Annotated in this window: 14 protein-coding genes; 5 read left to right on the top strand and 9 right to left on the bottom strand. The window is 60.9% G+C overall.

Annotated features, from left to right (window positions below; genetic code table 11):
- Positions 1-46 precede the first annotated feature (46 nt).
- Positions 47-673, bottom strand: coding sequence for an isochorismate family cysteine hydrolase YcaC (gene ycaC / locus KGB27_RS09235; RefSeq protein WP_008032356.1), 627 nt, complete (start codon positions 671-673; stop codon positions 47-49).
- Positions 674-799: 126 nt separating this feature from the next.
- Positions 800-1,666, bottom strand: a complete 867-nt coding sequence (locus KGB27_RS09230) for a pirin family protein (RefSeq protein ID WP_192228887.1) — start codon at positions 1,664-1,666, stop codon at positions 800-802.
- A 105-nt stretch (positions 1,667-1,771) separates the two neighbouring features.
- Here KGB27_RS09230 and KGB27_RS09225 point away from each other — a divergent pair, with 105 nt between their 5' ends.
- The 3 genes from KGB27_RS09225 to dkgB all read left to right on the top strand — a co-directional run bounded on the left by KGB27_RS09225 (position 1,772) and on the right by dkgB (position 4,482).
- Positions 1,772-2,680 carry a LysR substrate-binding domain-containing protein gene (locus KGB27_RS09225; RefSeq protein WP_008032353.1) on the top strand — a complete coding sequence of 303 codons (909 nt, stop codon included), beginning with the start codon at positions 1,772-1,774 and terminating at the stop codon, positions 2,678-2,680.
- Positions 2,681-2,903: 223 nt separating this feature from the next.
- Positions 2,904-3,443, top strand: a complete 540-nt coding sequence (locus tag KGB27_RS09220) for a PaaI family thioesterase (RefSeq protein ID WP_223554112.1) — start codon at positions 2,904-2,906, stop codon at positions 3,441-3,443.
- 235 nt (positions 3,444-3,678) lie between these two features.
- Positions 3,679-4,482, top strand: coding sequence for a 2,5-didehydrogluconate reductase DkgB (gene dkgB / locus KGB27_RS09215; RefSeq protein ID WP_223554110.1), 804 nt, complete (start codon positions 3,679-3,681; stop codon positions 4,480-4,482).
- 3 nt (positions 4,483-4,485) lie between these two features.
- Here the strand turns inward: dkgB and KGB27_RS09210 are convergent, their stop codons facing one another.
- The 7 genes from KGB27_RS09210 to KGB27_RS09180 form a co-directional block, all read right to left on the bottom strand.
- Entirely contained in the window at positions 4,486-7,728 is a 3,243-nt protein-coding gene (locus tag KGB27_RS09210; RefSeq protein ID WP_223554108.1) for a transporter substrate-binding domain-containing protein, read from the bottom strand.
- On the bottom strand, positions 7,729-8,355 hold the full coding sequence (locus KGB27_RS09205; RefSeq protein ID WP_008039990.1) for a response regulator transcription factor: 627 nt from the start codon (positions 8,353-8,355) through the stop codon (positions 7,729-7,731).
- A gap of 110 nt (positions 8,356-8,465) precedes the next feature.
- Positions 8,466-8,864 (bottom strand): chemotaxis protein CheY, encoded by a 399-nt coding sequence (locus tag KGB27_RS09200; protein WP_223554106.1) that lies wholly within the window; start codon positions 8,862-8,864, stop codon positions 8,466-8,468.
- 123 nt (positions 8,865-8,987) lie between these two features.
- The gene (locus KGB27_RS09195) at positions 8,988-9,704 is read right to left on the bottom strand and encodes an MgtC/SapB family protein (RefSeq protein ID WP_008032341.1); all 717 of its coding nucleotides are present in this window, start codon (positions 9,702-9,704) and stop codon (positions 8,988-8,990) included.
- A 152-nt stretch (positions 9,705-9,856) separates the two neighbouring features.
- On the bottom strand, positions 9,857-12,559 hold the full coding sequence (gene mgtA, locus KGB27_RS09190; protein ID WP_223414210.1) for a magnesium-translocating P-type ATPase: 2,703 nt from the start codon (positions 12,557-12,559) through the stop codon (positions 9,857-9,859).
- A 491-nt stretch (positions 12,560-13,050) separates the two neighbouring features.
- Entirely contained in the window at positions 13,051-14,388 is a 1,338-nt protein-coding gene (locus tag KGB27_RS09185; RefSeq protein WP_008032337.1) for a lysine N(6)-hydroxylase/L-ornithine N(5)-oxygenase family protein, read from the bottom strand.
- Positions 14,389-14,537: 149 nt separating this feature from the next.
- On the bottom strand, positions 14,538-15,017 hold the full coding sequence (locus KGB27_RS09180) for a sigma-70 family RNA polymerase sigma factor (RefSeq protein WP_223554104.1): 480 nt from the start codon (positions 15,015-15,017) through the stop codon (positions 14,538-14,540).
- Positions 15,018-15,444: 427 nt separating this feature from the next.
- Between KGB27_RS09180 and KGB27_RS09175 the strand changes: the two genes are divergently transcribed.
- Positions 15,445-16,617: an efflux RND transporter periplasmic adaptor subunit gene (locus KGB27_RS09175; protein WP_223554101.1), complete on the top strand. Its 1,173-nt coding sequence runs from the start codon at positions 15,445-15,447 to the stop codon at positions 16,615-16,617.
- Complete coding sequence (locus tag KGB27_RS09170) at positions 16,618-18,591, top strand: MacB family efflux pump subunit (RefSeq protein WP_223554099.1); 1,974 nt, start codon at positions 16,618-16,620, stop codon at positions 18,589-18,591.
- Positions 18,592-18,597: the final 6 nt, after the last annotated feature.

Below are 18,597 nucleotides of genomic sequence, written 5' to 3'. Positions count from 1 at the left end.
AGATCGCCATCGCCGGCAAGCCGGCTCCTACAGAGAACGTGTGAAGTTATTTGCTATTGGTCAGCGTGTTGTAGCTGGTCATCAGGTTGCGGTAGTCCGGGATGTGGTTGGAGAACAGGGTCGCCAGGCCTTCCACGTCGTTGCGCCAGTCGCGATGCAGCTCGCAGGCCAGGCCGAACCAGGTCATCAATTGCGCGCCGGAAGACGACATGCGGTCCCAGGCCGATTGGCGGGTCAGCTCGTTGAACGTGCCGGAAGCGTCCGTCACCACAAACACGTCAAAACCTTCCGCCAGTGCCGACAGCGCCGGGAATGCCACGCACACCTCGGTCACCACGCCAGCGATGATCAGTTGCTTCTTGCCGGTGGCCTTGATCGCCTTGACGAAGTCTTCGTTGTCCCAGGCATTGATCTGGCCAGGACGGGCAATGTAAGGCGCATCCGGAAACAGCGCTTTGAGCTCGGGCACCAGCGGGCCGTTGGGGCCGGTTTCGAAACTGGTGGTGAGGATGGTCGGCAATTTGAAGTACTTGGCCAGGTCGGCCAGGGCCAGCACGTTGTTCTTGAAACGGTCCGGTTCGATGTCCCGCACCAGAGACAGCAGGCCAGCCTGATGATCCACCAACAGAACGGCGGCGTTATCCTTGTCGAGACGTTTGTAAGAAGTAGTCATGGGGTCATCCTCGGTTTTAATCGATGCCGAACAGTTCGGCGTGGGGGTGTTTTGATTGATCATTCAGACGCGGCCAGACAAGCGTAGTCAGTCAAGCCTGGCGCGGTGCAACCATCTATCCGTGTATCAACCGCTCATCCGTCCAAACCGGCCCGATTGAAAATCGGCAAAGGCCTGGTGAATCTCTTGCTCGCTGTTCATCACGAACGGGCCGTGGCCGACGATGGGTTCGTCGATCGGCTCGCCGCTGAGCAGCAACACGACGGCGTCGTTATTGGCTTCCAGGCTGAGCTGGTGACCGTTGCGTTCGAACAACGCCAACTGCCCTTCGCGCACCAGTTCCAGGCCGTTGACCTGAACCGTGCCACGCAGCACCACCAGTGCGGTGTTGCGACCTTCATGCAGATCGAGGGTCAGCAACTTGCCGCCGTTGAGGCGCAAGTCCCAGACATCGACCGGGGTGAATGTCCGCGCCGGGCCGGTGTGGCCGTCGAATTCGCCAGCGATCAGGCGCAGGCTGCCGGCCTCGTCCTTGAGCGGGATGCTCGGAATGTCACCGTCGAGAATCGTCTGGTAACCGGCGTCGGCCATTTTGTCTTTGGCCGGCAGGTTGACCCACAGCTGGACCATTTCCAGGGTGCCGCCGGTTTTGGCGAAGCCTTCGGAGTGGAACTCTTCGTGGAGAATCCCCGAGGCGGCAGTCATCCATTGCACATCGCCCGGGCCGATCTTGCCGCCGCTGCCGGTGGAGTCGCGGTGCTCCAGTTCGCCCTTATAAACGATAGTCACGGTTTCGAAACCGCGGTGCGGATGCTGACCAACGCCACGACGCTCGGTGGTCGGGGTGAATTCAGCAGGGCCGGCGTGATCCAGCAGCAAAAACGGGCTGATGTGTTTGCCCAGGTTGTCGTAGGAAAACAGCGTACGAACCGGAAAACCGTCGCCGACCCAATGGGTCCGTGGGCTGGTGTAGATGCCGATGATGTTTTTCATGCTGCCTCCGAAATCTGTGGTTTGACGCGATGGACAAAGCTTAAAACCGAACCCTTTGGTGCGCTAGACTGCAAAAATCAGCCTTAGCGTTCTATATGGAGAACGATGGTGGAAGACCTCAACACCCTCTACTACTTCACCCAAGTGGTGGAACATCAGGGTTTCGCTGCGGCCGGGCGGGCGCTGGACATGCCCAAATCGAAGCTCAGTCGACGCATCGCCGAGCTCGAAGAGCGCCTCGGTGTACGTCTGTTGCACCGCACCAGCCGGCATTGTTCGCTGACCGAAATCGGCCAGGCGTATTACCAGCGTTGCCTGGCCATGCGCGTGGAAGCGGAAAGCGCCGCCGAACTGATCGAGCGCAACCGCTCCGAACCGCAAGGCCTGGTGCGCATCAGTTGCCCGACCGCGTTGCTCAACTCCTGGGTCGGGCCGATGCTGACCCGCTACATGCTCAAATACCCGCTGGTGGAGTTGTTCATCGAGAGCACCAACCGCCGGGTCGACCTGATCCACGAGGGTTTCGACATTGCCTTGCGCGTGCGCTTTCCGCCGCTGGAGAACACCGACATGGTGATGAAGGTGCTGGGCAACAGTACCCAATGCCTGGTGGGCAGCCCGGCCTTTGCCGAACGCTTGTCGACACCCGCTTCCCCGGCCGACCTCAGCGGTTTGCCCAGCGTGCATTGGGGTGCGGCGCAGCGTGAGTATCAGTGGGAATTGTTCGGTGCGAACGGCGCCAGCGCGCTGATTCGACACGCGCCACGCATGGTCACCGATGACTTGCTGGCCCTGCGCCACGCGGTGCTCGCGGGGATTGGCGTCGCGCACCTGCCCAGCGTGGTGGTGCGCGATGACATTGCCGCCGGACGCCTCGTCGAACTGGTGCCGGGCTGGGCGCCCAAGTGCGGGATCGTCCATGCAATTTTCCCCTCTCGCCGTGGGTTGCTGCCGTCGGTGCGGACGTTGATTGACTTTCTCGGTGAGGAATTCACCCACAGCGACATCGCCTAGCCCTTTTTTTGCCGACACGGACGAACCTGTAGGAGCGAGCTTGCTCGCGAAAAACGTGAGAGCTCCGCGGGGTGTCAGACTGGCTGCGTTACCGTTGACCTCCATCGCGAGCAGGCTCGCTCCTACAGCGCCGATGAGTGGGGGCTGGCGGAGTATTTATTTCGGACATAATATTAGCGCAGATTACAACCATAATATCTGCGCCCGTCCGAGGACACTGAACATGCAAAGCCCCAACCGAGAAGCCACCCTCGCCCAATGGATCGTTCAGGAAGACGCCATGCGCGCACGTCTGGCCGGGCCCGGCAGCCTGTCGCTGGCCGAGGTCAGCGCGCTGTCGCCGGCCGAGTTCTTCGAGGGCATCGGCAACGGTGAACTGCCCTCGCCGCCGATTGGCACGCTGATGGACTTCATCCCTATGGAATGGTCGGCCGGGCTGTTCATCTTCCAGGGCACGCCGGACGCCCGGCATTACAACCCGCTGGGCAGCGTGCATGGTGGCTATGCGGCGACCTTGCTGGATTCGTGCATGGGCTGCGCGATTCATACGCAGCTGAAAAAGGGCCAGGGGTATACGACGCTGGATCTGCGCATCAGTTATGTCCGCGCGTTGACCGGCGTCAGCGGACCGGTGCGGGCCGAGGGCAAGATTGTGCACCTGGGGCGTTCGACGGCGCTGGCCGAGGGGCGGATTTATGATGTGGATGGGCGGTTGTATGCGACGGGGTCGACGACTTGCATGATTCTTGAGGCTCGCGGATAAGATCCGAAACCGAGTCGCGGCCTTCGCGGGCAAGCCTCGCTCCTACAGAAACAGTGTACCCCCCTGTAGGAGCGAGGCTTGCCCGCGAAGGGGCCAGACCGGACACCATCAATTTCGTAGACATCCCACTATTCATGACTTGCGGTAAACATTGCTTTGCCCATCCAGCGGTTTTTCTCAAGGATGCAGGCACGGATACTCGTGCCCATTCCCACTGCAACCCCTGGAGTCATTGATGTCTATTCCCGCATTCGGTCTTGGTACGTTTCGCTTGCAAGGCCAGGTGGTCATTGATTCGGTGAGCACTGGCCTGGAACTGGGCTACCGCGCCATCGATACCGCGCAAATCTACGAGAACGAAGCCGAGGTCGGCGAGGCCATCGCGGCCAGCGGCATTGCCCGTGAAGAGCTGTTCATCACCAGCAAGATCTGGGTCGCCAACTTCGCCAAGGACCGCTTGATCGACAGCCTCAAAGAGAGCCTGCAAAAACTGCAGACCGACTACCTCGACCTGACGCTGATCCACTGGCCATCACCGGAAAACCAGGTGCCGGTCGAAGAATTCATGGGCGCGTTGCTCGAGGCCAAAAAACTCGGATTGACCCGGCAGATCGGCGTCTCCAACTTCACCGTCGACCTGATGAAGCAAGCCATCGCCGCCGTTGGTGCCGAGCACATCGCCACCAACCAGATCGAATTGCACCCGTACCTGCAAAACCGCAAGGTCGTCGAGTTCGCGCAGAACCAGGACATCCAGATCACCTCCTACATGACCCTGGCATACGGCGAAGTGCTGAAAGACCCGGTCATCCAGCAGATTGCCGAGCGCCTGCAAGCAACGCCTGCGCAAGTCACCCTGGCCTGGGCCATGCAATCGGGTTACGCGGTGATCCCGTCATCCACCAAACGCGCCAACCTGGAAAGCAACCTCAAGGCCTGCGCCCTGACCCTGAGCGACGCCGACATGGCGCTGATCGCCGGCCTTGAGCGCGCCCACCGCCTGACCAGCCCCAAAGGCATCGCGCCGAACTGGGATTAAGCGTCAACCCTGCGCCAGGCGTCGGTCGAGGCACGTCATGGCCTGCAGCAACTGAACGACGGCTTCGTCGATCAGCCCTGCACGGCCATCACCGCAGGCGCGCTCGAGGTCCTCGCAGCATTTGACCAGACCGTCCGCCCGTACCATCAGCGCCCCGCCCTTGATGCGGTGCGCCAACGTGCGCAGGGCATACTGTTCGCCACTGGCATGGGCCTTGAGCAACTCATCCCGATCCGTGCGATTGGTCGCGGCCAGGTCGCTCAACAGTTGATTGATCAGCTCGTCGTCCTTGCCGACGTAGCGCTCCAGACCGCTCAAGTCGATGTCGGCGGTTGAGGGTGTTTCGATTTCGAGGGGCGGCACCGCGCCATCGGCAAACCTGGACGCCAACCAGACGCCCAGATCCGCCAGGCGGATCGGTTTGAACAGGCAGTCGTCCATCCCCGCTTCCAGGCAACGGGCCTTCTCCTCGGGCTGCGCATTGGCGGTCAACCCCAGAATCAGGATCGGTTGCAATCCCTGAGTCCGCTCTTCATCGCGGATGGCCCCGGCCAACTCATAACCGCTGAGCACCGGCATGTTGCAGTCGGTAATCAGCACTTCAACATCATACTCGCGCCATCGATCAAGACCTTGCTGGCCATCCTCGGCGTCCATCACCCGGTGGCCCAGGTAGCTCAACTGCCGTGAGAGCAGCAATCGATTGGCCGGGTAATCATCGACCACCAGAATGGTCAGCGGCCGGGTCTGCGCCTGTTCCTCAAGGTCAGGTAACTCACTGGACGGCAACGGTTGCAACGCGGGCAGATCCAGACAGACATCAATCCGCGTGCCCTTCCCCAACACGCTGGCAAGCTGCAATTGACCGCCCATCATTTCGCACAACGTGCGGCTGATCACCAGCCCCAGACCTGAGCCGTTTCGACCTGTTTGCTGGCTGTTTTGCGCCTGCACAAACGGGCTGAACAGTCGCTGCCGATCGAACTCGCTGATACCGATGCCGGTGTCTTCAATGCGCACCGAGACCGCCAGTTGCCCGGCCGCACGGGGCTCGACCCGCAGCGTCAGGCGCACTTCACCTTCTTGGGTGAACTTGATCGCGTTGCTCAGCAGATTGGACAGCACCTGCTTGAAGCGCGTGGGGTCGATCAACACGTCGGCGTCGCTGTGCTCGCCAAGGTCGACGCGCCACTCCAGGTTCTTCTGCCGGGCCAGGCCTTCAAACACCCGGCACACCGATTCGACCAGCGTGCGCAGGTTGGCCCGTTCCGGCGTCAGGGACAAATGCCCGGACTCGATGCGGGCGATGTCCAGGATGTCGCCAATCAACGCCAGCAATTGTTGCCCGGCATTGGCCGCCACCTCGATGGCCGAGCGGTCGGTGACGCCTTCATCCGCTCGCTTCAGCGCCAATTCGAGCATGCCAAGCAGCGCATTCATCGGCGTGCGGATCTCATGGCTCATGGTCGCCAGAAACGTAGTCTTGGCACGGTTCGCCTCATCCGCCGCGTCCTTGGCGTCCTGCAGTTGTCTGAGCAATTGCTGACGCAGGCGGATCTGCCGGCGCTGCCAGGCGATCCAGGCCAGCGCCAACAACAGCAAGGCGCCGGCACCGACAAAGGCCTGGAGAATGTCCTGCCGGTGACGCAGCCAGAAGCTCTGTTCAACCATCAGGTCATTGCGCCAATAACCGGTCATTTCATCGATTTCTTCAGGGGAGATACTCAGCAGCGCCTTGTCGAGGATCGAATGCAGCTCAACAGCCTCGCGACCGGTCGCCAGGGTGCTGCGGGCCGGATCGGTGCCGACGGTGCTGGTCACTTGCAGCCGGTCGCGGTATTGCCGGGAAATCATGATCCGGGCACCGATCAACGAGTTGATGGCGCCGTCCGTCCTGCCCTGGGCGACCATTTCCATCCCGTCTGCCGTCAACGGCGCAGTGACCAGTTCGACCTGCGGGAAATGCTGGCGAATGAATTCGCCGGCACTGTTGCCCTGGGTGATGGCCAGTTTTTTTCCCGCCATCTCATCCAGTGTCTGCGGGCTGTCGGATGCGATGCGGGTCACCAGCACATTCGGGCTGGTCAGAAACGGCCGGGTAAATCGCAGTTCTGTTTCACGCTCAATGCTGGGGCTGATCCCGGCGACCACGTCAACATGACCGCTCCTGATCCACTCGAACAATTCGGCCACTGACCGGGTTGGCTGAATGTCGAATTTCAAACCTGTACGCAAACTGATTTTCGCCAGCACATCGATGCTGATGCCCCGGTAATTGCCCCCGTCATCGACGAAGGAAATCGGCATGAGGTTTTGGTTGATCGCCACTCGCACGCGTGGATGATTATTGAGCCAGCGTTGCTCGGCGACACTGAAGTGCAGGGCTTGCGTACCGGCAATGGAAGCCCCGCTGCCGCCCCATCGCCGCAGGATATTCATTCGTTCATTGGTCGGGATCGCCGCCAGCGCCCGGTTGACGATGCGTTGCAACTGGAGGTTGTCGAGGTTCATCGCAAACGCAAAACGCCCGGACTCCATACGGGAGAAATCCGCCAGTTGAACGTTGTTGAGGTAATTTTTGCTGATCAGGTGATTGACGCTGATGGCGTCCCCCAGATAGGCGTCCGACTGACCAAACGCAACGGCGCCCACCGCGCCCAGCGTTGAAGGGAACAGCTGCACATTCGCCTTGGGATAAAAAGCCTGCACTTGTTGCTCGGGCAAATAGTGGTACAGCATCGCCAGCCGTTTACCGGCAAGGTCCGGGTCCAGTGGCAGGGATGAATCGGTGCGCGTGACCAGCACCGGTTGATCATCGGCATAGGCACTGGACATCCGCAGTTGTGGATCCTCGACCTCATAACGGTTGGCCGTTCCCAACAGGTCAGCCGCCCCTTCCTTGATCGCACGCACCGCCTCGTCCCGAGATGCGTAGCGCTGAACATCGATCTCAACGTTCAATAGCTGTTTGAGCAGCCCGGCATAGTCAGCCGTCAGCCCTTCGTAGTCGGTGCCGGTGGTGGTGATGTCGAAGGGCGGATAATCCGGTGCCGAGACGGCCAGCACCAGCCGGCCTTTCTGGCGCAGCACACGCGAATCGGCATCCGACAGTTTGACGTCGTAGCCGTCGACGCTGGAGCGTCCGAGCAGGGTCAGTGATTGCGGTTGGGCATAGGCAGTCGATACCCACAAACAGACCGGGAGTACGAGGGATATCAGCCAACGCAATTGCCGAGAGGTACTCACTCAAATCAGACCGTTACGCTGGGCGGTCTCTCTCAAGTGAACCTTGGACTCCACATTGAGTTTTTCCGTCAAACGGGTTTTGTAGGTGCTGATGGTCTTGTGGCTCAGGTTCAAGAGTTTGGCGATTTCCTTGTTGCTTAATCCCTCGGCCAGGTACCGGAATATGGTCAGTTCACGGTCGGAGAGCTTGTCGATCCTCTCCATCTCGCTGAGTTGCATTGTGCTCAACGACACCGAACTCGACGGCAACTTGGCGAAATAGGTGTAACCGGCCATCACCGCCAGCACTGCCTCGTGCAAATGCTTCAAGTCGTTGGCCTTGGAAACATAAGCCCTGGCGCTGGCACGCATGCAGCGGTCCTGATAAAACCTTGGATCTTGCCCGGTGAAAACCAGTACTCGACAACGCTCGTCACTGGCCTGAATGCGGGCCAACACTTCCAGCCCGCCGAGACGGGGCATCATCAGATCCAGCACCACCAGATCGGGTTGATGCTTACGGATCGCTGAAAAGACCTCGTTGCCGTTGGATACCTTATGAATCAGTTTGAATCCCAGCTGTGTAAGCAGCATCGCGACTGCAGTGCACACCACCGGATGATCGTCTGCTATTACCGCTGACTTCATGGCAACTCCCTGTGCAGATACAAGACGATTGGGTAATGAATGCCCATGGGGCAGCCCCCGGCTACACGCAGCAGCTGCGCGAAGACTCTTGCACGGAAACACGTGCCCGACTACCTGACAGAAATGACAGTACCGACGAACGGTAGCTGTGGATCAACGGTCGCCATCAGCCGTTGAATGCACGCCAGATCGGGTAACGCAGCATCGCTCACCTGAACCTTTTGCTGCCCGCAAGCCGGGGTCGGCGGCCCGTTATAGATCAAGGTCTGGTGAACCTGTGGGTGATCGAGGAAGAAGTCGCGCAGGTCCAGTGCCCCGTCCGCCAACGCGGCATTGATGACCACCAGGTCGAAAGGCACGCCGCCGTACTCGGTCAGGGTCAGCAGTTCGGCAAGGCTTTGCACGGGGGCCACGCGGTAATAGTCGAGCCGGTTGAACAGGCGCTCGATTCTCATCCGCTGAAAATGCTGCTCGTCGGCAATCAGGATACGTAACGCTTTGTTCGGCAACCGGGGCCCCCAGGAGGGTTTCAGATTCGTGAGGCCGCAAGGCTACGGAAGAGCCAACGAGCTTTCTGTAGGACTATTCCTAAAACCCGAGACATTTATTCCGTTGCCAGAGCGGATTCAACGCTATTCCGTCGTACTCGGACTCCAGAACGCCTGCACCACCAGCGTCGATGTCGAAATCCGCGCCACCAGCGCATCCAGCTCGTCGCCGTCCACGGACGTCGTCGCGAGGGTCGCCTCCACTTCGATTTCATCTGCGCCGAACGCGTGTACATCAACATCGCTCGCCGGGTAATTGCTGCGCTCAAGTTCCGCTTCCAGCAGCGCCAGCACGGCTTTTTGTTGTGAACGTCGAGCGATCACGTAAACGATGTTGGTGACTTCAGCCGAAATCACATCCAGCGGCTGACGGTTGATGTTGTTGACGATCGGCCGCAGCAAGGTATTGGCCGCGAGTACGAACAGCGTACCGAGCAAGGCCTCCAGGACCAGATCGGCCCCTGCGCAGGCACCGACCGCCGCCGAGGCCCACAGCGTTGCCGCGGTGTTGAGGCCACGCACGTTGCCCTCTTCGCGCATGATCACCCCGGCACCGAGGAAGCCGATGCCGGAGACCACGTAGGCGACTACCCGCACCGCGCCTTCGGCCCCGCCGAGGCGGTTGGCCATGTCGACGAAAATCGCCGCCCCCACCGCGACCAGCACGTTGGTGCGCAGGCCGGCGGTGCGTTGGCGGTATTGGCGCTCGAAGCCGATCAGGCCACCGAGGATGAAGGCCGCGCTGAGGCTGACCAGGGTGTCGACCAGGGAGGTCAGGTTGATGTTGTTGAGTGCTTGCATGAATGTTTTCCTGAATCTTCAGCCGTAATACGATTCCCTGTAGGAGCAAGGCTTGCCCGCGAAGAACGATGACGCGGTTTGCTTTGGAAATGAGGCGCGCCCTTCGCGGGCAAGTCGGATCGCCGCACCGCTCGCTCCTACATCTGGCAGCATTACTGCCAGCCGAACCGGCGGATGTAGAAGCCCTTCACCGCCTGGGTGAGCGCCATGTACGCCAGCAGAATCACCGGCAAAAACACAAAGTACAGCGACGGCAGCGCCTGCAATTTGAAGTAGTGCGCCAAGGGCCCCATCGGCAGGAAAATCCCCACGGCCATGATGATTCCGGTCATCACCAGCAGCGGCATGGCGGCACGGCTTTGCAGGAACGGAATCTTCGGCGTGCGAATCATGTGCACGATCAGCGTCTGGGTCAGCAGCCCGACCACGAACCAGCCGGACTGGAACAGGGTCTGGTGGTCCGGGGTATTGGCGTCGAACACGTACCACATCAAGGCAAACGTCGTGATGTCGAAGATCGAACTGATCGGGCCAAAGAACAGCATGAAACGCCCGACATCCGCCGGTTGCCAGCGTTGCGGTTGCTTGAGCATTTCTTCGTCGACGTTATCGAACGGAATGGCGATCTGCGAAATGTCATAGAGCAGGTTCTGCACCAGCAGGTGCATCGGCAGCATCGGCAGGAACGGGATGAACGCGCTGGCCACCAGCACCGAGAACACGTTGCCGAAGTTCGAACTCGCGGTCATCTTGATGTACTTGAGCATGTTGGCGAAGGTCCGCCGCCCTTCCAGCACGCCCTCCTCCAGGACCATCAGGCTTTTCTCCAGCAGGATGATGTCCGCCGCTTCCTTGGCGATGTCCACGGCGCTGTCCACCGAAATGCCGATGTCGGCGGTGCGTAGCGCAGGGGCGTCGTTGATGCCATCGCCCATGAAACCGACCACATGGCCATTGCCCTTGAGCAGACGGACGATGCGTTCCTTGTGCGACGGCGTCAGTTTGGCGAAGACGTTGGTGGTCTCCACGGCCACCGCCAGTTCGGCGTCCGTCATGCGCTCGATGTCGTTGCCCATCAACAGGCCTTGCTGCTCCAGACCGACTTCGCGGCAGATCTTCGCGGTCACCAGTTCGTTGTCGCCGGTCAGCACTTTCACCGCCACGCCATGCGCGGCCAGCGCTTTCAAGGCCGGCGCGGTGCTTTCCTTCGGTGGATCGAGAAACGCCACGTAACCGATCAGCGTCAGGGCCTGTTCGTCCGCCAGGCTGTAAGTGTCGCGCCCCTCGATCATTGGCCGCGCGGCAACCGCCACCACCCGCAGCCCCTCGGCATTGAACGAAGCAGTGACCTGACGAATCCGCGCCAGCAGTTCATCGCTCAGTGCTTCATCGCGTTCGCCGTGACGCACCCGCGTGCACACCGCCAACACCTCTTCCACAGCACCTTTGCAGATCAACAGATGCGGTTGACCGCGCTCGGCAACTACCACCGACATGCGCCGCCGGGTGAAGTCGAACGGGATCTCGTCGACTTTGTGAAACGCCGTGCCGACTTTCAGTTCACGGTGGATTTCGACGTGTTCGAGCACTGCCACGTCCAGCAGGTTTTTCAGGCCGGTCTGGTAGTAGCTGTTGAGGTAGGCCATTTCCAGCACGTCGTCGGAGTCGTTGCCCCAGACGTCGACGTTGCGCGCCAGAAAGATTTTGTCCTGGGTCAGGGTGCCGGTCTTGTCCGTGCACAGCACGTCCATGGCGCCGAAGTTCTGGATCGCGTCGAGGCGCTTGACGATGACTTTTTTGCGCGACAGGAACACCGCCCCTTTCGCCAGCGTCGAGGTGACGATCATCGGCAGCATTTCCGGGGTCAGGCCCACGGCAATCGACAGTGCGAACAGCAGCGCTTCGGTCCAGTCACCTTTGGTGAACCCATTGATGAACAGCACCAGCGGCGCCATGACGAACATGAAGCGGATCAGCAACCAGCTGACTTTGTTGACCCCGGTCTGGAACGACGTCGGCGCGCGATCGGTGGCGCCGACCCGCTGGGCCAATGCGCCAAAATAGGTGCTGTTGCCCGTGGTCAGAATCACCGCGATCGCCGTGCCGGACACGACGTTGGTGCCCATGAACAGGATGTTGTCCAGGTCCAGCGGATTGCTGGTGTCGCTGTCCTGCTGGTGGCGGAATTTTTCCACCGGCATCGATTCGCCAGTCATCGCCGCCTGGCTGACGAACAGGTCCTTGGCGCTGAGCACCCGGCAATCGGCGGGAATCATGTCGCCGGCCGAGAGCACGATCAGATCGCCCGGCACCAGTTGTTTGATGGGGACTTCGGTGCGCAGGGCATCACGACGCATCACCGTGGCGGTGTTGCTGACCATCGCCTTGAGCGCGTCGGCCGCCTGGTTGGATTTGGTTTCCTGCCAGAAGCGCAGCAAGGTCGAGAGCACCACCATCGAGAAAATCACGATGGCGGCTTTCATGTCCTCGGTCAGCCACGAGATGACCGCGAGCAATGTCAGCAGCAGGTTGAACGGGTTTTTGTAGCAGTGCCACAGGTGAGTCCACCACGGCAGCGGTTGCTCGTGCTCGACTTCGTTGAGGCCGAATTGCACGCGCAGTGCATCGGCTTCGGCTTCGCTCAGGCCATCGGTGTGGCTGCCGAGGTTGTGCAGCAGTTGGCCGGTGTCGCTGTTGGCGGCGCTCACCAGAGTTTGCGCCAAGGTGGGCGGCACCTCGCGGCTGACCGTGGTGTCGGTGAAGGTTTCCAGCAGCGCCAGGCGACGGAAGTGTCGGGCGATGTGACGGGTGCGCAGGAATCCGGCAAAGAATTCTTTGAGCAGGTTCAGGTTCATGGCAGTTCCCCCAGGGTCAGCCGGGAAACCTTCCAGCAGGCGTGTCGGTGCACCGCGATGACGACAAAAAGTCGAACATCACGCACGGTTCAGCGTCGATGAGAGGACGTCGGGACACGGACCAGGACTGGCCGCGATCGGGATGCCGCTGCTCGCTATCAGGCGAGACAACGGCACAAAAAGTTGCGCGTTATCTTGCCGGGTTGTTGCCGGTTATCGAAACCGGCCGACTACTGTCACTCGAACAAGTACCCACTGTGGGTCTCCGCTATTGATGAAAACGCGCGAAGCTTACGCCCCGATTTCTGGAGAGTAAACGATGCATTGGCAAGTCGTCGGGGAATTGCCGGGATCTTCAGGAAGGGTTCAGGATTGGGCATTCGGGGTGTCTTTGAAGACGCCATCGCCGGCAAGCCGGCTCCTACAGGGGAATGCGATCAACTGTAGGAGCCGGCTTGCCGGCGATGGCGGCGTGACAGACGCCGAATACCTTAACTGGCAGTCGCCAACAGCAAATCCACCACCGAACGGCCATGCCCACGGTGCTTGCCATGCTCATACAAAGACCCGGCAATCTCATCCGCGCGAATCGGCAGGATCGACAACAGGGTGTCGCTCAAACCATGGCTCGCCTGGCAGAAGCCCTGCATATAAATGCCGGCCTTGCAGCGTTCGTCGGTGATCAGCTTGTAGTTGCGGTCCACCTCGAAATCACCGAGGTATTGTTCCAGCGGCGCCAGCAGTTTGCGGTGCATCTGACGCTCATAACCGGTGGCCAGTACCACGGCGTCGTAATGCCGAACCGTAACTTCGCCGGTGGCGTTGTTACGCACTGCCAGTTCGATGCCGCGCTCGGTGGCGGTGGCTTTTTCAATAGTGGTCAGGGTGCGGAAGGCATGACGCGCGATGCCCGAGACTTTCTGGCGATAGAAGATTCCGTAGATGCGTTCGATCAGGTCAATGTCCACCACCGAATAGTTGGTGTTGTGGTACTCGTTGACCAGACGCTCGCGCTCGCTGCTCGCCTGCTGGAACACCAGGTCGGTGAACTCCGGCGAGAACACTTCGTTGACGAACGGGCTGTCGTCCGCCGGCTTCAGCGCCGAGCCGCGCAGGATCATGTCGACCTGCACCGACGGGAAGCTGTCGTTCAAATCGATGAAGGCTTCCGCCGCGCTCTGTCCGCCGCCGATGATCGCGATGCTCATCGGTTGATTGTTCACGCACGGCTGCTTGGCCATCTGCGCCAGGTACTGCGAGTGGTGGAACACCCGACCATCATCCTTCAGCGCCTTGAACGCTTCGGGAATGCGCGGCGTACCACCGGCGCTGACCACCACCGAACGAGCGGTGCGCACGTGTTGCTGGCCCTGGGTATCGCGGGAGATCACGCGCAACGCTTCGACCTGCTGGTTGTGCAGCACCGGCTCGATGGTCAGCACTTCTTCGCCGTAACGGCTCTGCTCGGCGAATTGCCCGGCGACCCAGCACAGGTAGTCGTTGTATTCCATGCGGCACGGATAGAAGGTGCCGAGGTTGATGAAATCCACCAGACGACCGTGGTGCTTGAGGTAGTTGACGAAGGAATACGGGCTGGTCGGGTTGCGCAGGGTCACCAGGTCCTTGAGGAAGGAAATCTGCAATTCGCTCTGGGTCACCAGGGTGTTGCCGTGCCAGCGATAGTCCGCCTGCTTGTCGAGAAACAGTACATCCAGCTCGCCCTGGCTCGGCCCGCGCTCTTGCAGTGCGATGGCCAGCGCCAGGTTCGAAGGGCCGAAACCGACGCCGATCAGGTCGTGAACGATGGGCGATGCAATTGCCTGTGTCATTTCCAGTGTCCTCTGGATGAACCCCTCAACAGTGGGGCGTAAGCCTAAGTGACCTGACCAGCCTTGAGCAGGACAGCAGGTCGTCTGTTGATAGGGAACGAGGACAATGAAACAAAATTTAATATTGTTTTTTTACCCACCGGAGAAGATCAGTGGGCATCCCACTGGCGCATCCGCACGCGGCAATGCTTCATCGCATTGACGATGTGCTTCTCGACCAGCGCCCGGGAAATCCCCAGGCGTTCGGCGATTTCCGGGTGCGACAGGCCATCGATCTTGCGCAGCAGGAAACTCTCGCGGCACAGCCGTGGCAATTCCGCCAGGGCACGCTGGAGCATTTCCAGGCGTTGGCCGTGGTCGAGGCTGTTGTGCGGGGACGGGGTGAAATAGCGTTCTTCGTTGTCGAGCACTTCCAGCGATTCGACCTGACGCAAGGCATTGCGCCGATGGTCGTCGATCACCAGGTTGAGCGCGGTGCGATAAAGGAATGCCCGGGGCTGCTCGATCGGCGTGCCGCTGGAACGTTCCAGAACCCGCACATAAGCGTCATGCACCACATCTTCGGCCACCTGACGGTTGCCCAGCTTGGCGTTGAGGAAACACACCAGCTCGCGATAGTAGTTTTCCAACCATGACTCCCGGCCGCAGGGGTGCGGTTTCTTTCCTTGAGCCACCGCAACGACCGCCGAAATGGGCAGTGGCACGATAGTGGCAGTTCGAGGTGCGTAATTTATAGTAATTCTCATATAGATTTAAAGTATTGCTTCATCTTGCCCGACAAATAGTCGCGAACCTGTAGGAGCGAGCCTGCTCGCGAAAGACTTCAGGGCAACGCGTTTAGTCAGGAAAAAGCGCGTTATCGTTAACGTCCTTCGCGAGCAAGCTCGCTCCTACAAGGTGATTGTGTCGGCTTGTGTCCGCACCTAAATTCCTCGGCTCTTTCCTCGTATAAAGGACAGCTCCCCGTCTCTGTCGGCTTCCCGACAGCGTTCAACTGTTGCCGGATTTTGTGCGCAGGCTGAGTGACGGGCCGATATCCATTGGCCGGAACCCTGCATGAAACGTCCCCGACACACCCGACGCGCCCTGCTTGTAGCACTTTGTCTGATCCCCGTTATCGCCGTGGCTGCCTGGCAGGTCATCCCGCCCGGCCGAGACAAATTCGCCACCGTACAAGTCAGTCGGGGTGACATCGAAAGCAGCGTCACGGCGCTGGGCACCCTGCAACCTCGACGCTACGTGGACGTCGGTGCGCAGGCGTCCGGGCAGATCCAGAAGATCCATGTGGAAGTCGGTGACGTGATCAAGGAAGGCCAGTTACTGGTGGAAATCGATCCGTCCACACAACAGGCCAAACTCGACGCCGGGCGTTTTTCCGTGGAAAACCTCAAGGCGCAACTCGAGGAACAACGGGCACAGCACGAGCTGGCCCGGCAAAAGTTCCAGCGCCAGCAGAACCTCAAGGCCGGCGGCGCCACCCGCGAAGAAGACGTGCAAACTGCCCAGGCTGAACTGCGCGCCACCCAGGCACGCATCGACATGTTCCAGGCGCAGATCCGCCAGGCCCAGGCCAGCCTGCGCAGCGATCAGGCCGAACTCGGTTACACGCGCATTTACGCGCCGATGTCCGGCACCGTGGTCGCACTCGACGCCCGGGTCGGCCAGACCCTCAACGCGCAACAGCAAACACCGTTGATTCTGCGCATCGCCAAGTTGTCGCCGATGACGGTCTGGGCCGAAGTCTCGGAAGCCGACATCGGTCACGTCAAACCCGGCATGACGGCCTGGTTCACCACCCTCAGCGGTGGCAAGCGGCGCTGGAGCAGCACCGTGCGGCAAATCCTGCCGGTGCCGCCCAAGCCTCTGGACCAGACCAGCCAGGGCGGTGGCAGCCCGACCAGTTCGAGCAAAAGTGGCAGCGCTCGCGTGGTGCTGTACACCGTGCTGCTCGACGTCGATAACGCCGACAACGCACTGATGGCGGAAATGACCACACAAGTGTTCTTCGTGTCCGACCAGGCGAAAGACGTGCTCACGGCGCCCATCGCTGCGCTGCAAGGCGGCACGCAACCGAACATCCAGACCGCGCAGGTCGTCGCCAAAAACGGCCGCATCGAGCAACGCGACGTTCGCACCGGCATCAGCGATCGTCTTAGAGTGCAAATCCTCGACGGCTTGCAGGAAGGCGATCACCTGTTGATCGGCCCGGTCGACGGGAGTGGCGGCTAGATGCTGACGCCCCTGATCGACCTGCAGGACATCCGCAAATCCTACGGCGGCGGCGATTCACCTGAAGTTCACGTGTTGCGCGGCATCGACCTGTCGATCCATGCCGGGGAGTTCGTGGCGATTGTCGGCGCGTCCGGTTCCGGCAAGTCGACGCTGATGAACATCCTCGGTTGCCTCGACCGCCCGACGTCCGGCGAATACCGCTTCGCCGGGGAGAACGTCGCCGGGCTCGACAGCGATGAACTGGCCTGGCTGCGCCGCGAAGCCTTCGGTTTTGTGTTCCAGGGCTATCACCTGATTCCGTCCGGCTCGGCCCAGGAAAACGTCGAGATGCCGGCGATCTACGCAGGCACCCCGGCCGCCGAACGCCACGCCCGCGCTGCCGCCCTGCTCGACCGCCTCGGCCTCGCCTCGCGCACCGGCAACCGCCCGCACCAACTCTCCGGCGGCCAGCAACAACGCGTATCCATCGCCCGCGCCTTGATGAACGGCGGCCACATCATCCTCGCCGACGAACCCACCGGCGCCCTCGACAGCCACAGCGGCGCCGAGGTGATGACGTTGCTGGATGAACTGGCGAGCCAGGGCCACGTGGTGATCCTCATCACCCACGACCGCGAAGTCGCGGCCCGGGCCAAACGCATCATCGAAATCCGCGACGGGCTGATCATCAGCGACAGCGCCCACGACAACCCCGACGTACAAACCTCGGCCAACCCCGGCGCCCTGCAAGCCGTGGATTTGCGCAAGCGCCTGAGCGAAGGCGCCGAGGCCACGGGAGCCTGGAAAGGCGAGTTGGTGGACGCGGTACACGCCGCGTGGCGGGTGATGTGGATCAACAAGTTTCGCACCGCGCTGACACTGCTCGGGATCATCATCGGCGTTGCGTCGGTGGTGGTGATGCTCGCCGTCGGTGAAGGCAGCAAGCGTCAGGTCATGGCGCAGATGGGCGCGTTCGGCTCGAACATCATTTACCTCAGCGGCTCGGCACCGAACCCGCGAACACCGCTGGGCATCATCACCCTCGATGACGTCGCGGCGGTCGGCAGCCTGCCGCAGGTGACGCGCATCATGCCGGTCAACGGCCAGGAGGCCGGGGTGCGCTTCGGCAACCTCGACCACTTGAGCTACGTCGGCGGCAACGACACCAATTTCCCGGCGATCTTCAATTGGCCGGTGGTGGAAGGCAGTTACTTCACCCAGGACGATGAACGCAACGCGGCGGCCGTCGCGGTGATCGGGCACAAGGTGCGGACTAAATTGCTCAAGGACGTGGCCAACCCCATCGGCCAGTACATCCTCATCGAAAACGTGCCCTTCCAGGTGGTCGGCGTGCTCGCGGAAAAAGGTGCCAGCTCCGGTGACAGCGACAGCGACGACCGCATCGCCATCCCGTATTCCGCCGCGAGTGTGCGGCTGTTCGGCACCCACAACCCCGAATACGTGGCCATCGCGGCGGCCGATGCGCGCAAGGTCAAAGAGACGGAAATCGCCATCGAGCAGTTGATGTTGCGCCTGCACGACGGCAAAAAGGATTTCGAACTGACCAACAACGCGGCGATGATTCAGGCCGAGGCGCGCACGCAAAATACCCTGTCGCTGATGCTCGGTTCGATCGCCGCGATTTCGCTGTTGGTGGGCGGGATTGGCGTGATGAACATCATGCTCATGACCGTGCGCGAACGCACCCGCGAGATCGGCATCCGCATGGCCACCGGCGCCCGCCAGCGCGACATCCTGCGGCAGTTCCTCACCGAAGCGGTGATGCTCTCGGTGGTCGGCGGCCTCGCCGGCATTGCCCTGGCGCTGATCGTCGGCGGCGTGCTGATTCTCAGCGAAGTGGCCGTCGCGTTCTCTTTGATAGCGGTACTCGGTGCCTTCGGCTGCGCCCTGGTCACCGGTGTTGTCTTCGGCTTCATGCCGGCCCGCAAAGCTGCCCGGCTCGACCCGGTCACGGCCCTTACCAGTGAATGATCGATC

This window comes from Pseudomonas sp. BF-R-01 (genome assembly GCF_019946615.1).
Lineage (GTDB): Bacteria > Pseudomonadota > Gammaproteobacteria > Pseudomonadales > Pseudomonadaceae > Aquipseudomonas > Aquipseudomonas migulae.
Note: the sequence above shows the minus strand (reverse complement) of the source record. Positions and strands in the feature narration are given on the sequence as shown.

Excerpts from the sequence above, each read along its gene's own strand:
- ycaC (WP_008032356.1), bottom strand. The coding sequence starts at position 673 with ATGACTACTTCTTACAAACGTCTCGACAAGGATAACGCCGCCGTTCTG.
- KGB27_RS09230 (WP_192228887.1), bottom strand. The coding sequence starts at position 1,666 with ATGAAAAACATCATCGGCATCTACACCAGCCCACGGACCCATTGGGTC.
- KGB27_RS09225 (WP_008032353.1), top strand. The coding sequence starts at position 1,772 with ATGGTGGAAGACCTCAACACCCTCTACTACTTCACCCAAGTGGTGGAA.
- KGB27_RS09220 (WP_223554112.1), top strand. The coding sequence starts at position 2,904 with ATGCAAAGCCCCAACCGAGAAGCCACCCTCGCCCAATGGATCGTTCAG.
- dkgB (WP_223554110.1), top strand. The coding sequence starts at position 3,679 with ATGTCTATTCCCGCATTCGGTCTTGGTACGTTTCGCTTGCAAGGCCAG.
- KGB27_RS09205 (WP_008039990.1), bottom strand. The coding sequence starts at position 8,355 with ATGAAGTCAGCGGTAATAGCAGACGATCATCCGGTGGTGTGCACTGCA.
- KGB27_RS09195 (WP_008032341.1), bottom strand. The coding sequence starts at position 9,704 with ATGCAAGCACTCAACAACATCAACCTGACCTCCCTGGTCGACACCCTG.
- mgtA (WP_223414210.1), bottom strand. The coding sequence starts at position 12,559 with ATGAACCTGAACCTGCTCAAAGAATTCTTTGCCGGATTCCTGCGCACC.
- KGB27_RS09185 (WP_008032337.1), bottom strand. The coding sequence starts at position 14,388 with ATGACACAGGCAATTGCATCGCCCATCGTTCACGACCTGATCGGCGTC.
- KGB27_RS09175 (WP_223554101.1), top strand. The coding sequence starts at position 15,445 with ATGAAACGTCCCCGACACACCCGACGCGCCCTGCTTGTAGCACTTTGT.
- KGB27_RS09170 (WP_223554099.1), top strand. The coding sequence starts at position 16,618 with ATGCTGACGCCCCTGATCGACCTGCAGGACATCCGCAAATCCTACGGC.